At 44.6% G+C, this 15056-nt stretch carries 10 protein-coding genes, 1 rRNA gene and 1 pseudogene; 9 read left to right on the top strand and 3 right to left on the bottom strand.

Features of this window, described 5'->3' with window-relative positions:
- Window positions 1-100, top strand: a 5S ribosomal RNA gene (gene rrf, locus JGK11_RS16285); the annotation flags it as partial.
- A 126-nt stretch (window positions 101-226) separates the two neighbouring features.
- Here rrf and JGK11_RS16290 read toward each other — a convergent pair.
- Together JGK11_RS16290 and JGK11_RS16295 are read right to left on the bottom strand one after the other, a co-directional pair.
- Window positions 227-949, bottom strand: coding sequence for a hypothetical protein (locus JGK11_RS16290; RefSeq protein WP_293191745.1), 723 nt, complete (start codon window positions 947-949; stop codon window positions 227-229).
- A gap of 166 nt (window positions 950-1115) precedes the next feature.
- Window positions 1116-2231 carry a peptidoglycan DD-metalloendopeptidase family protein gene (locus JGK11_RS16295; RefSeq protein ID WP_293212281.1) on the bottom strand — a complete coding sequence of 372 codons (1116 nt, stop codon included), beginning with the start codon at window positions 2229-2231 and terminating at the stop codon, window positions 1116-1118.
- Between the two features lie 174 nt (window positions 2232-2405).
- Between JGK11_RS16295 and JGK11_RS16300 the strand changes: the two genes are divergently transcribed.
- Together JGK11_RS16300 and JGK11_RS16305 are read left to right on the top strand one after the other, a co-directional pair.
- Entirely contained in the window at window positions 2406-3725 is a 1320-nt protein-coding gene (locus JGK11_RS16300; protein ID WP_293191739.1) for an NB-ARC domain-containing protein, read from the top strand.
- Window positions 3726-3781: 56 nt separating this feature from the next.
- Window positions 3782-5899: a serine/threonine-protein kinase gene (locus JGK11_RS16305; protein WP_293212282.1), complete on the top strand. Its 2118-nt coding sequence runs from the start codon at window positions 3782-3784 to the stop codon at window positions 5897-5899.
- Between the two features lie 280 nt (window positions 5900-6179).
- Here the strand turns inward: JGK11_RS16305 and JGK11_RS16310 are convergent, their stop codons facing one another.
- On the bottom strand, window positions 6180-6395 hold the full coding sequence (locus tag JGK11_RS16310; RefSeq protein WP_293184968.1) for a hypothetical protein: 216 nt from the start codon (window positions 6393-6395) through the stop codon (window positions 6180-6182).
- 617 nt (window positions 6396-7012) lie between these two features.
- Between JGK11_RS16310 and JGK11_RS16315 the strand changes: the two are divergent.
- The 6 genes and pseudogenes from JGK11_RS16315 to JGK11_RS16340 all read left to right on the top strand — a co-directional run.
- Window positions 7013-7963, top strand: a pseudogene (locus tag JGK11_RS16315) (ABC transporter ATP-binding protein); the annotation flags it as partial.
- 533 nt (window positions 7964-8496) lie between these two features.
- Window positions 8497-9540, top strand: a complete 1044-nt coding sequence (locus tag JGK11_RS16320) for a hypothetical protein (RefSeq protein WP_293201235.1) — start codon at window positions 8497-8499, stop codon at window positions 9538-9540.
- Between the two features lie 179 nt (window positions 9541-9719).
- A complete protein-coding gene (locus JGK11_RS16325; RefSeq protein ID WP_293184963.1) occupies window positions 9720-10520 on the top strand; it encodes an ABC transporter permease in 801 nt (266 codons plus the stop codon).
- Window positions 10521-10739: 219 nt separating this feature from the next.
- The gene (locus JGK11_RS16330) at window positions 10740-11645 is read left to right on the top strand and encodes an Rpn family recombination-promoting nuclease/putative transposase (protein ID WP_293184962.1); all 906 of its coding nucleotides are present in this window, start codon (window positions 10740-10742) and stop codon (window positions 11643-11645) included.
- Between the two features lie 48 nt (window positions 11646-11693).
- A complete protein-coding gene (locus JGK11_RS16335) occupies window positions 11694-13820 on the top strand; it encodes a Gldg family protein (RefSeq protein ID WP_293184960.1) in 2127 nt (708 codons plus the stop codon).
- Window positions 13821-14228: 408 nt separating this feature from the next.
- Complete coding sequence (locus JGK11_RS16340; RefSeq protein ID WP_293184959.1) at window positions 14229-14912, top strand: DUF4340 domain-containing protein; 684 nt, start codon at window positions 14229-14231, stop codon at window positions 14910-14912.
- The last annotated feature ends 144 nt before the right edge of the window (window positions 14913-15056 follow it).

A 15056-nucleotide genomic window follows, 5' to 3' on the forward strand; every position in this document is an offset into this window, starting at 1 on the left:
GTGGCACCACTCCGATTCCATCCCGAACTCGGTTGTTAAACGCTGCGGTGGCGAAGATATTTGGCGGGTCACTGCCTGAGAAAATAGCTCGATGCCTGGTTTATTTTACATAACTCCAGATCCTTTCTGAATACCAGATTGGGGCTTGTGTTTTTTTGTAGTGTTAAGGGGCCGTGCGCATTCGGAAAGAGAGAGAATGAAGGTCACTATCACAGACAAAAACCAATTATCCGGACATAATATCAGAGTTTATTTGAGCAATTTCTCTGGCGAGCGATCGCACTGTTGGGAATCCCTTCCTCCTCCAAAAAGAGTGAATGGTTTGGGTATTGATATTCAACTGTCGCGCGATCTCGCTTAGTTTTTCTGGCGACTGGTGCAAAAACATTTTTTTAGCAATAATTTGACAGTTGCAGTCGGGACGATTTTTAGGATAACACTTTCGCAGTTTAGCTTCGGGATCTCGATTAATGTATTGCGCGATCTTTCGTGCTAAACTTTTGTTTTCCTCAGCTTCAAGCGGTTCGATATAAGCGTCAATACTGCCCAAACATGGGTGGTAAAATTGGCTGCGTTCTCTAACATCTAGGGAAACCATATTTTTGGGTTTTGCAGCGTATAAATCTCTAATTCGATACCGGAGATTACCGTTAATCCAAGTCACGAAACTGTCTCGAATCGGAGAACTGCGGGGATGAAAATTGTGAAGGTTATTGTCTAACCATTCCCAAGTTTTATTTACCGCTTCTAAATAATAGGGATGAGAACTTTTTGACAATTTTGGCAAGCGTTGCACTTTCAGCAACAATCGCTCCATTGATTTTCGACGCTGCAAACTATCGCGAGGTTGCGAGCAAATAGTTAAAATGAGTTGACATAGTTGTTCATCTTGGGGAGTGCGATCGGAATATTGTTCTAGTGCTGCTGTCAATTTACTTATGCGCTCCATCACAGTCCTCCTAGTAAACGAACCTCTATTTAAGGTTGTCAAAAATCAGGGCTAAGTTGCCAAGGATTTAAGATGATTTCATACAAGCGATCGCTTGTATGAAATCTTGGGCGATCGCTCTTTTACCTTCGATATTAATGGTGAGAAGAAATCAAGAAACTCAACATCAGACAAATTTGAAATCAACTCTTCCCGTTCGGGCAGTTAAGCTCAAGTCTGTTACCCCCTGAACAATACCAATCCTATCTGCGTTTTTCAAGGAAATTATGGTATCAGAACCCTGACGGATTAACTGATAGTCGTTAGCGCTTCCTTTGAGTTGGATGTAGTCATCTCGAGTTGAATAATCTGTAATAATTGCATTACCGTCACCTTGATAGAAAACTCCTTGTCGTGCATTGCCAAGTACAAAAGTATCTGCACCAGCTCCACCCGTTAAAGTGTCAAATTCGCGACTGACATAACTGGCATAGCCGTCAAGGTAATCATTTCCATTGCCGCCAATGAGGGAATCATTGCCCGCTTCGCCGTACAGGCTATCATTGCCACCCAAACCGATTAAAGTATCGTTGCCGGCTCCTCCACTAATGCGATCGTCCCCTTCTGTGCCCCTTTTTGTGTTTACAGGAACACCGCCACCATTTTTCGACTCCGAGTAGGCTTGAAGTGGACTCATTGTATTGGTTAGAACAAAATTCCGACTTCCTTTTGTTTGATAGGGAATTCCACCAATAATACTAGAATCAAAAGGTGAAGTTTGAACCTCTATGTGGAGATGAGTGTTCCCACTTTGGTTTTTCACTGTACCGATCGCATCTCCAATATTCACAGAATCTCCAGCTTTCTTGCTGGTTTGGATGTGACCATATATCCAGCGCTTTCCATCATTACCTTCTACAGTCACAAATTGCCCAGTTGCACCATAAGATACAACATTAATGATTTTTCCCGGAACTACCGCTGAGACATTTATGTTCGCACCAACTGCATAATCAATCCCAGCGTGGGAGACATTATTACCATTGTAGGGATTGCCATTAGCACCGCTGTATTCGTAGGCATAACCAGCACTCATTGGGGCGGAGAATCCAACCAGTTTTTGAGACAATTCCCTAGAGAGTTGTTTCACTTCTGGTGAGGCTTCTTTGATATTGGTAAGCTTACCACCTGTACTGGAATTATCGTCAAATTGCCAGCCATCTCCACTTTGTAAATCCCACTGTTGGTCGGTTGTCGGTAAAGGCACAATCGTTACTCCTGTTTTCATCGATTGACTTGACATTTACTATGTTGTTTCAAAACCAATAATTTTTCAGTCTGGTAAAGTGGGTTGTTTCACAGCTCAATTTTGTCGATAAAAGTCGCTTTTGGCTGAGTTGGTCGGCAAGAGTTGGAAAAAGTAGGACGATCGGAAAATGGGTTATACTGAAGTATGATTTTTGCATAACTCCCAAATATGAACGTTGACACTGCGTTAGAACTTGCAGAGGCGTCTTTTCATGCTCGGACGGGGAGATCCCCAACCGATCTGCAAAAAAACATATTTCGTAAGGTATTAGAAGATAAGACTTACGAGCAAATTTCCAGTGAATGTAACTGCAACCTGAGTTATGCTAAGGAGTTAGGTTCCGAATTCTGGCAACTGCTGTCATCTGCACTGGGGAAAGAGGTTAGGAAAAAAAGCTTTAAGAATATACTTGCAGAAGACGATCGCTCCTCACCAACTCTTCCGCTGCCCGAAAAATTGCCAGAATCAGCGATCGCCCGTTCTCGACAAGATTGGGGGGAAGCCCCTGATGTCTCTGTTTTCTACGGACGTACAGAAGAATTGACCGCACTGAAGCAGTGGATTGTAACAGACCGCTGCCGGCTGGTGGCACTGTTGGGCATGGGGGGAATTGGCAAAACGTCTCTGTCTGTCAAACTGGCACAAGAAATTCAAAATGATTTTGATTTCATTATCTGGCGAAGTCTCGATCGCACTCCACCCATACATACCGTCCTCAAAGACATCATCCGATTTATCTGTAGCCAAGAGGAAACAAATTTACCAGAAACACCCTCTGATGCCATCTCGCGAGCGATCGAGTGTTTAAACGCGCACCGATGTTTGGTAATAATTGATGGAGTCGAGACAATTATGGAAACAGGTTTGTTGGCTGGCAGATATCGAGACGGATATCAGGATTACGGTAGATTTTTCAAAAAAGTAGGTGAATTGAACCATAAAAGCTGCTTGGTATTGACAACTTCAGAAAAATCTATCGACATTTCATTATTAGAAAATCGAACTCGCCTTGTTCGCTCTCATAAAGTGAGTGGCTTGAAAAATGAACCCGCACAGCAAATTCTTCTCGAACGAGGGTTAGTAAAAGAAAAAGAATGGAATGATTTTATTGAAAGGTACGAAGGAAATCCTTTAGCACTATGGATGATTTCAGCAACAATTATCACTTTATTTGCTGGTAAAACTTCTGATTTTCTCAGAACAGGTACGATTTTTATAGGAGGTCAAATAGAGGTAGTTTTATCCCAGATGTTTGAACGTGTAACTGATTTAGAAATAAAAGTAATGTGTCAATTAGCTATACTTAACAAATCTGTTGACTTTAATCAATTGCGATCGGAGATTTCGTCAGATATATCTAGCTCAACATTAATGAATGCTTTGGAGTCATTAAGTTGGCGATCGCTGATCGAAACCGAAATCGGTCAAGACTTGTTTAGGCTACAGCCTGTAATTAGGAAATATGTTATTAATCATTATTGTATGTAACAAATAACAATTTTTAGGTCGTACTCTGAAATCTTTGATTTTCCCGAAAGCCTATAGTGTGCTTTGTTAGCGTTCCCCTCATTCTCGATCGCCCTGAAACCCTGCTCCTACGCTTTTGGCGATCGAAAACTGTCCGAAGAGTTGAAATAAAGCATATTTTATTTGCCATGCTTCAGCCTGGATTGATACTTCAAAATCGCTATCGTATTGTGCAAGAGTTAGATTTGGATACTCCCGGAGGATTTGGCAAAATCTTTGATATTGTTGAGGAGCGAGGGACGCCAAAAATTCTCAAAGTTCTGCATTTTGAGAATTGTTCAAACTTGCAGGAAAAACAAATAGCAGTATCCCTGTTTGAGCGAGAGGCTCATGTCTTAATACGACTAGATCATCCAGGAATTCCTAAAGTAGAACCCGACGGATATTTTCTCTATCAAGAAGGAGGAAACACGCTTTACTGTCTAGTGATGGAGAAAATTTACGGTCATAATTTGCAGCAGTGGCTAAAGCAGATAGATTATCAACCCATCAGCCAACAACAAGCAATTAATTGGTTAAAGCAACTGGTAAATATTCTAGCTTACTTGCATCAGCAGCATTATTTTCACCGAGATATTAAGCCAGCAAATATCATATTAAAACCTGACGGTCAACTGGTGTTAATCGACTTTGGAGCAGTGCGGATAATCACAAACACTTACCTTTCAAAAATTGCGGACGAGAATGAGGGGGAAGTTACAAAGATATATACCAAAGGCTACGCTCCGTTCGAGCAAATAAAAGGCAAAGCGCTGCCTCAATCCGATTTCTATGCCTTGGGACGCACTTTTGTCTTTCTTTTAACCGGAAAAAATCCAACTGACCTTGAAGACGAGCTATATCAAGAGGTGATTTGGCGAGATCAAGCACCACAAATTTCGGGATTGCTGGCAGATTTAATTGATGAGCTGATGGCTTTCTATCCGAAGAATAGACCGAAAAATCCCGAAGCAATTTTACAGGCTATAGCTAAGATTGAATGCCCTAGTGAAGAAGGGTTGTCGGCAGTTCCTCCGACTGAGTTACAGGGAATTAGCCCGCTGAATACTGAAAGAAAGTGGCTGAAGTCATTTGCTAAAACTAAGAAAGCATTAGTCGGAATTGGAATAACAGCATTTGCCTGCGTCAGTGTATTAATTTTACCTAAATTTGTTCCTTTACAAGGTCAACCTCCTGCACCTTTAAAAAATCTTTCTCTGCTCAACACCTTGAAAGGAGGTTCGGAAGTATTTGATGCAGTCACCTCAGTTGCTTTTAGCCCTGACGGACAGACCCTTGTCAGAGGTAGTTACGATGAACCGATCGAACTTTACAATTGGCGTACAGGGAAAGTCATTAAAAAACTATCTAGAGCTTCATCAAAGCTTTGGTCGGTTGCAATCAGTCCGGATGGAAAATTGCTGGCTACCGGGCCGCAACTGGAGGAGGATGTGAAAAATGAGAAGGACACAACAATTAAGTTGTGGAATCTAGATACTGGGATGCTTTTGGGCACTCTCAAAGGTCATTATAGCGATGTTAGATCGATTGCTTTTAGCCCGGATGGTCTGACCATCGCTAGTAGCAGCCATGACAAAACAATCAAACTGTGGCGTGTTAACACAGGAGAGCTGCTTTATACTTTTTACGGACACACTAACAACGTTACTTCGGTCGCTTTTAATCCTGATGGCAAAACCCTTGCTAGCGGCAGTGACGATCTGACTATTAAGTTGTGGAGTCTGAATAGTAGGAAATTAATTCGCACTCTTAAAGGACATTCAGCGCAAGTTTTGTCTGTCGCTTTTAGTCCTGACGGTCAAACCCTTGTTAGCAGTAGTGGCTGGAACGAAGTTAGCCGTATTGCTGAAAATAGTATTAAACTGTGGAATCCGAAAACAGGGGAATTGCAGCGCACTCTTACTGGACATCTAAGTTGGGTTTGGTGTCTGGCTATCAGCCCGGATGGGAAAACTCTGGCAAGCGGCAGTTATGATAGCTCCATTAGACTTTGGAACCTGCATACTGGCGAATTATTGCAAACTCTCACCGGACATTCAAATTCGGTTTATTCTGTTGCTTTTAGCCCCGATGGGCAGACTCTTGCCAGTGGCAGTCCAGATAGTTCTGTTAGGATTTGGAGTATTCCCCGTTAATAAAGCTTAGGAATGAGAATTAAATAACTTACAATTTTTATTGTTCTTGTGGGATGGGCCAGAAGAGCCCGTCCAGAAAAGACGGGTTCTTCTGGCCCATCCCACAAATATGTGTAAGTTATTAAATTTTCGTTCCTTAGTAGCAGCAAGCAAGTTTGTTGGTGAATCGATCTACCAATTAAGTTCTACAAACAGAGGATTGGACTGAAAAAAGACTATTCTTTTATGCCCAATCCTCAACTATCTAAAAACAGCAGTCACTCGATAGCTGCTAATTATCCTATCTACGACCACCGCGAGTAGGACGGCTACAGCTACTACAACCTCTGCTAGTGCAACCACAGGCAATTAGCTGCTGCGATCGCTCTTGTGCCTGCGACTGTGACAACTCTCTGTTTGTTTGGGCGCTTGCTGCTGCTAAAGAAGGTGCGACATCTACGGCAATTATCGCTCCTGAGAGAACCAGCAAACCAAAACTCAAAAATCCAAAACGCATTGATTAACTCCCTTTTTCACTTGATTAACTTAACCTATTCATATGATGTCAGGGAAGCCCAAATTTTTCAGTATAGAAAAGTCGGCACTTTTGTAGCCCCCTTGAGTTGGAAAAAGTCGGGTTTAGCAGGCTGGGGGTTGGAAAGAAGTCTGTGGAAGAAGACGGGGCAGAAGAAGGCATCGCTTACTAACTGTTCGTAGCATGGGTTTTTTAAAGTGAAATTATGCTTGGCTTCGATCATTCATAAGACGGTACTTTGACAGATTTTTCGGTTCTCTTGTAACGCGATCGCCCGCCATACGATCCAAAGCGGGGAGAATGACCACAACAAAATTCACTTTTTTCTTTGTGGAACAAGCATCTTGCCTGTTTTTATGTGAGAATTTTCCAACCAGCAACAGCAAGCTCAACGCTAGCCGGCGCCAGACGATCGACCTAAAACAAGTGTCCCGCTTCCAAGTACAATCATCAGTTGTGATAGATTGGGTTTCTGGCAGGCTAATGTGAGAAATCGGCTCTAACCCACCTGTGGTTGTGGAACAGGCGTCCGACCTGTGGTTGGCGGAGTCAATCTCAAATCTCAAATCTCAAACCTAAAATCGACATGACTTTGACAAATGATTGAAGTAGAACACTTAAGCAAAACTTACGGTTCGACCGCAGCGATCGCGGACGTGTCTTTTTCGGTCGAAGCAGGAGAAATACTCGGGTTTTTGGGGCCCAACGGCGCCGGCAAAACCACAACCATGCGGATTTTGTCGGGATATTTGCCGGCATCCAGCGGTACCGCCCGGATCGCTGGCCTCGACGTTCACGAAAATTCGATGGCTGTCAGACAGCGGATCGGCTATCTTCCGGAAAACCCGCCGCTTTATCCAGAAATGAGCGTGGAAGGGTTTCTATTTTTTGTGGCGCGGATCAAGCAAGTCCCTGCAGGCGATCGCGCCCGACGTGTCACATCCGCGATCGAACGCTGCGGCCTGGTTGATAAACGCAAAGTTTTAATCCGCAAACTTTCTAAAGGATTTCGGCAACGAGTTGGTATTGCACAGGCGATCGTCCACGATCCCCCCGTCATTATCCTGGACGAACCAACCGTCGGCCTCGACCCGCGACAAATCATCGAAGTCCGCAACTTAATCAAAAGTCTTGCAGGCGAACACACTATTATCCTTTCTACCCACATTCTGCCGGAAGTCAGCATGACTTGCAGCCGCGTCACCATCATCAATCGCGGTCAAATCGTCGCCGCTGGTACTCCCGAACGTTTGATGGGAGAGTTGGCCACCGGGGAAGGTTACGAAGTCGAAGTCGAAGGTGAGGCGGATTTGCTCAACAGTCTGCTGTTGCCTTCTTTGGAAAATGTGCGGGGAGTTCGATCGATCGAATTGATTCCCAGCCAGCAATTTTTAGCCAGTCGCTACCGCCTGCGGGCAGAATGCGAATCGGAGGTGGAACCAGGACGAGAAATCGCCGCAGCTATTATCGCCTCAGGATTCGGACTCTGCGAAATGCGCCGCAATCGCGCTACTTTGGAAGATGTGTTTTTACGGCTGACAGCGGCCCAAAAGAAACCGGAAGAAAGTCTGGTTCACAGCGAACCCGAGGTCGATCGCAATCTACAAGCAGCGACAGAAATTCAAGACTCGATCGCCGACTCTCATCAATCGGAATCAGCACCGATTGTGGAAAATCTAGTTTCAGATAGGCAAGAATCTGTCTATGATGCTCATCCAGTATCCGACGAACCAGTTTTAGAAACACTAGAATCTCTCTATGATGCTCATCCAGTATCGGACGAACCAGTTTTAGAAACACTAGAGTCAGATAGGCAAGAGTCGCTCTATGATGCTGAATCAGTATCAGAACCAGTTGTAGAAACTGTAGAGTCGATCGCACATTCTGATTCAGGATCAGAACCAGTTGTAGAAACAGTGGAGTCGATCGCACATTCTGATTCAGGATCAGAACCAGTTGTAGAAACAGTGGAGTCGATCGCACATTCTGATTCAGGATCAGAACCAGTTGTAGAAACTGTAGAGTCGATCGCACATTCTGAATCGCACATTCTGAATCAGTATCAGAACCAGTTGTAGAAACTGTGGAGTCGATCGCACATTCTCAACCAGAACCGATTGTAGACAATCTGGAAGTGGCCCAAATCCCAGAGTCGATCGAGCATTCTGATTCAGGATCAGAACCAGTTGTAGAAACAGTGGAGTCGATCGCACATTCTCAACCAGAACCGATTGTAGACAATCGGGAAGTGGCCCAAATCCCAGAGTCGATCGAGCTTGCTGAGCCAGCATCAGAACCAGAAGCGGAAACAGTAGAGTCGCTTTATGATTCTCACTCAGCATCCGAAACACTTGCAGAAACATCAGAGACAATCAATGATATAGAACCAGAAATGCAACCTGTTGCAGAATTTCTGCAAATTGTCGAAAGACAAGAGTCGAGCGAGCTTTCTCAACCAAAATCCGAACCTGTTGCAGAAATCGTAGAGTTGAGCGAACCTGTTGCAGAACCTGTTGCAGAAATCGTAGAGTCGATCGAACCAAAATCCGAACCTGTGGCCCAAATCGTAGAGTCGATCGAGCTTTCTCAACTGGAACCTGTTGCAGAAATCGTAGAGTCGATCGAACCTGTTGCAGAACCTGTTGCAGAAATCGTAGAGTTGAGCGAACCAAAATCCGAACCTGTGGCCCAAATCGTAGAATCGAGGGAGCTTCCTCAACCAAAATCCGAACCTGTTGCAGAACCTGTTGCAGAAATCGTAGAGTTGAGCGAACCTGTTGCAGAACCTGTTGCAGAAATCGTAGAGTCGATCGAACCTAAAGCCGAACCTGTTGCAGAAATCCTAGAGTCGAGCCAACCTGTTCGCGAACCTGTGACCCAAATTGCAGAGTCGATCGAGCTTCCTCAACCAAAATCCGAACCTGTTGCAGAACCTGTTGCAGAAATCCTGGAGTCGAGCGAACCTAAAGCCGAACCTGTTGTCAAAAATCGGCAAGTTAAAAAAAGGGCACAACCGAGTAGCGATTCTCAAGGAGAACAACCACCTGTCAACAGAAAGCGAAAAATAGAAAGAAAGCAACAAGAGAGCAACGACAGCGAAACACGACCCGGAGGCGACTCAGAATGAAGCAATTACCAATACCCAATTACCAGAAATAATTGGTTGAAAGCCGGAACACGAGTGACGGAGGAATTAAAATCAGACTATTCATTACTCCAATCCTCATCCTTCTAGGTAGAAGTAGCTTTCAAACTGTCAACTGTCAACTGTCAACTGTCAACTGTTGAACCATTCCCAATTCCTAAATGTTAGTAATGATTAGTAATATCATCGCCATTTACCGCAAGGAACTGCAAAGCTATTTTGCATCACCATTTGCCTATGCTATCGCAGCAGTCTTTTGGCTGATCACCGGCTACTTTTTAATCGCCATTCTCCTCGCCCCCGACGGCCTAATTCCTCAAATCACCCAGCGAGATAGAATGGGAATTACCGAACCTGCGATCGACATAGCCTATGAATTCCTGCAACTTTTTCTGCGAATCATGGGTTCCCTTTCACTGTTCGTATTACCAGCACTCTCCATGGGACTTTACGCAGAAGAACGCAAGCGCGGCACCTTAGAACTTTTAGCCACATCGCCCTTAACCAACTGGGTCGTTGCTACCGGCAAACTCCTCGGCGTTTTAACATTTTATACCACAATGTTGCTGCCACTGCTCTTCTGCGAGGCGATCGCCCTAAGTTCCTCAACCCCACCCGTACCCCCCGGCGTCGTGCTGCTAGGACACGGCGGCCTAATCTTACTAGCAGCCGGAATATTGTCCCTCGGAATGTTTATTTCATCCCTTACAGACAGCACGATTTTATCCGCCATCCTCACCTTCGCTCTAGTCTTATTTCTGTGGGTAATCGATGCAGCCGCCGTCGGTATCGGCGGGCCCTTCGGAGCAGCATTAGGACAGCTTTCACTCCTAACACATTACACTAATCTTGTCAAGGGAGTTTTTGATACTAGCAGTATAATTATCTTTGCCAGTTACATCATTCTAGGAGTATTTCTCACAGCACAGTCGATCGACGCTTTGCGATATCAGCGTTCTTAAAAACAACGGGCATGGGGCATGGGGCATGGGGCATGGGGCATGGGGCATGGGGCATCGGGCATCGGGCATCGGGCATTAATCTGCCTACTGACTTATTCCTTCTTCTTCCCTCTTCCTTCTTCCTTCTTCCCTCTTCCCTCTTCCTTCTTCTCTCTTCCTTCTTCCTTCAACATTCGGTTATATTTTCAGGGTAAATGATTCTACCAAATAAATCAAACAATGAGATTTATCAATCCCAAAATCGACTTTGCGTTCAAAAAGATCTTCGGTTCCAGCGACAGCAAATACATCCTCATTAATTTTTTAAACGCCATCCTTTATGAAGCACAGCCTGTCATTAAAGACTTAGAAATAATCGACTCCCAACCGGGAAATAAAACTTTTGGAGTCCCAGACACACACCTAGATGTCAAAGCCACAATTAACGGTGGCAGAATCGCCCTGATTGAAATCCAACTGCTCAACGTGCCTTCCTTCGAGAAAAGAGTGTTGTACAATGCTGCCAAAGCCTACAGCGGGCAATTAACAGGAGAAGAACGCTATGAAAGACTAAAAACAGTAACTTCCTTGAAAATTGCCGACTTTGAAATGTTTGAAAATCAGCCTGAATTTATGACTAGGTTTGTTTTCAAAGAAAAAGAGCAAAAATTTGATTGTCCAGATACTGAAATAGAATTAGTATTTGTGGAGCTGCCAAAATTCAGTAAAGAATTAGCACAATTAGAAACAGGAGCCGACCAATGGATTTACTTTCTCCAAAATACCAGTATTCTGGAGACAGTCCCCGAAACACTGAGTGCTGTTCCCGAAATTCAGAAAGCTTTTAAAATTGCCAAGAAGGACAATTTTAGTCAAGAAGAATTAAAAGAGTTGCAGAACCAAGAACAGTGGATTCAAGACCAGCAGATTGCGATAGAAGTAGCAAGAGAACAACTGACAAAAACTGCTCAACTCTCATTAATATTGCGTCAACTTGTGCGACGCTTAGGCACAATCCAACCGGAACTAGAAAACTCTATCCGTCAATTAGGATTACAGGAATTAGAAGAATTAGGAGATGCCGTCCTGGATTTCAATAGTCTCTCAGATTTAACAGCCTGGTTGGAGCAGACTAATTCAATATAGAATAACATTCTTGAACCGGAATTTGCTCACACAAACAATATTTAGCTTATGAAAATTACCAAAACAAATTGGAAATACGTTTTTTGGCTGGGCCCTCTCCTCACCGCAGCGGGGGTAACAGCAGCACTTGTATCCGCAGCGTGGGAACCCCTGACAGTCGGTTTAGTTATTGCCGGAATAGTGACGATCGCACTTTGGCTGCTATCCTTGACTTACGAACAAGGCTTTTGGGGGCGACGTTCCACTCAAGCGAGTACCAACGCCCTGATTGCTACCCTCGCCGTCTTTGTGATTCTGGGAGTAATTAACTTCATAGCCTTTCGCTATCCCCTCCGCATCGACTTAACCGAAAGCCAACAATTTACCCTCGCCCCCCAGACTCAACAAATCCTGCGAAACCTGCAACAAACAGTCAAGGTTTGGGTATTTGACCCCATCCAAAATCCGCAAATTAAAGAATTGCTGCAAAGTTACAAACGCGAGGGAGGCGAAAAGTTTCAATACGAGTTTGTTGACCCCCAGGCCCAACCGGGAAAAATCCGGGAGTTTAGTATTACCAGCATCGGAGAAATTTACTTGCAATCCGGTGAAAAAAAACAAGTGCTGCAAAAAGGTGGTACTGCTTTTGGTAGTGACCCGAATCAAGGTCTTTCGGAGATAAAACTTACAAATGGCTTAGAAGAAATTCTCAGCACTCGTACTCCTACAGTTTACTTTTTGCAAGGCAAAGGAGCTCGCCCGCTGAAAGAAGGTCAAGGCGGAATTCAGCAAGCTGAAAAAGCTCTGAAAGATAAATACTATAACTCTCAAACGCTGAATTTGAGCGAACGCAAAGAAGTTCCAGAAGATGCAGATGCTTTAATTGTTCCTGGACAGGATAAACCTTTTTCGGATGTAGAAATTAAAGCACTAAAAGCTTATCTCGATCGCGGTGGCAGTTTATTCTTAATGGTAGACCCGGCAATTAATACGGGATTAGACAAATTTTTGCAAGAATGGGGTGTAAAACTAGACTCCCGTTTGGCCATCGATGCTTCGGGTAGTGGTCAAAGATTCGGCCTGGGCGCGACGGTTCCCACAGTCAGGCGTTACGGGGAACATCCGATTACTCAAAGTTTCGGTAGCGGTATTTCATTTTATCCGTTTGCACGCGCTTTGGAAACTTCGCCTGTAGTAGGGATAGAGGAAAAACCGCTGATTTGGACGAGTCAGGAAAGTTGGGCGGAAAGCGATTTGACGACTAAAAAATTGGAGTTCGATCCGAAGACCGATCGACAAGGCCCGTTATTATTAGGTGTGGCTTTGGTGCGATCGGGTTCTGAGAGCACTCCGTTAAACCCCTCAGCCTCACCAACACCAGTCACGCCTTCACCCCAACCATCGGCGACAACTTCGCCATCGGCGACAACTTCACCATCTCCTACAACTTCGCCATCGCCAACAACATCGCCATCGCCGAAAACATCGCCATCGCCGAAAACATCGCCATCTCCGACCACTTCCCCGACAACATCGCCTTCACCCCAAGCATCGCCGACAACTTCGCCGACAACTTCGTCATCGCCGACACCATCGCCGAAAACTTCCCCATTACCAACAACTTCGCCATCACCAACAACTTCGCCATCTCCAACAACCTCGCCGACAGCTTCCCCAATCAGCTACTCGGTGATTGTCTCCCAGGAAGCTACCCCTCCAGCAGTACCGACAATTTCGCCAATACCGGCAGCATCTTCCACAGCATCGCCGGAGAGTTCCTCAACACCAACACCCACAACATCTCCCACAGCATCTCCTGAAAGTTCGCCCACGCCAACACCAACAACATCTTCCACACCAACACCAACAACATCTCCCACAGCATCTCCTAGTCCAAGCACAACTCCTTCTGTGCCTTCTACTCCTACAAAAACATCGCGCATGGTAGTAATTGGTACATCTCAATTTGTGACTAACGGTTGGTTTGACCAACAACTCAATAGCGACGTGTTTCTCAATTCAGTGAGTTGGTTGAGCAAACCAGACCAGCAAAGCTTTTCTATCAGCCCGAAAAAAGCTACCAACCGCCGCATTAACATGAATGATGTCCAAGTAGGATTGTTGGTTTTAGCTTGGCTGATTTGGCCTTTACTGGGACTGGGCGTTGGTGGCGCTATTTGGTGGAAAAGAAGATAATTATGAAGCAAGTTCGGCAACGAGCAATGTACGGGATTTAACGGATGTAACGGATTTATTTGCCTGTTTCTTGTTTTTCAACCCATTCCCAATTTCCAATTCCTAATCCATAATTCCCGTAGGGTGCGTCAGGGGGGAATTATTAGTCTGAAATCAAAATATTTAACCCTGACGCACCCTACAATAACTACTTTGCTTCTTGCTTGTTTTTCCACCAATTGCTAATTCCCGTAGGTGCGTCAGAGGAAAAATTATTAGTCGGTGTCAAAATATTCAAGCCTGACGCACCCTACAATCTGATACTAATTCCCGTAGGTGCGTCAGAGGAAAAATTATTAGTCGGTGTCAAAATATTCAAGCCTGACGCACCCTACAATCTAATGACTAATGACTGCTGACTAATGACTAATGACTGCTGACCATGCCGAATTCCTCATTATTATGAAATTGCAGAAAAATACATTTATATTGATAGCTGTTGCGTTGACCATGGCGGGGTTGGTTTCTTTGTACGAGACGCAAGTGTCCCCAAAACAGGAGGCGGCTAAGGACGAAAAACATAAAATTTTTACTTTCAAGTCCGATCGCGTACAATTCTTTACAGTCAAAACTCCGGAAAAGATATTGACTTTTGAACGAGTTTATGCTCGTAAAGGAGGTAAGTCTAGCTGGGAAATGAAATTGCCGGTGCAAGCACACGCGAGTCAGGCATCGGTGGATTTTTTGCTAGATAGGCTGGGAACAGGAAAGAGCGATCGCACAATAGATATTACTGCCGCTCAACTGCCAGAATTCGGTCTCGACCAACCGCAAGCCACAGTCACAGTCAAGCTGGACAACCAGGAAACTCACCGCCTAGTTTTAGGCAAAACAGACTTTAGCGGCCGCTTCTTGTACGCCCAAGCCAACCCGGCGGAAGCCCCACCTCAAAATGGGGCAGAAACTTTGCCCGTGCTGCTAGTACCGTTTGACTTTAAAAATGCCGTCCAACGACCTTTGTCTGAATGGAAAAAAGCAGAAGCGCCCAAACCAGAGAAACCGCAAACACCCTCTCCCACGCCATCTCCCACGCCAAATCCTGAAAATCAATAGATGATCGGTGGATTGAATTTGGTGCGGGACACAGCAGATTTGGTCTTGCCCAGCAACACTCTGAGATAGAATCTAAAGAACAAATTCTAAAACCTCTCAATTCCAACATTCCTCGCCTAAAATACAGAAAAGTCTAAAGTTAAA

The organism is Microcoleus sp. PH2017_34_RAT_O_A (assembly GCF_020737885.1).
Classification (GTDB): Bacteria; Cyanobacteriota; Cyanobacteriia; order Cyanobacteriales; family Microcoleaceae; genus Microcoleus.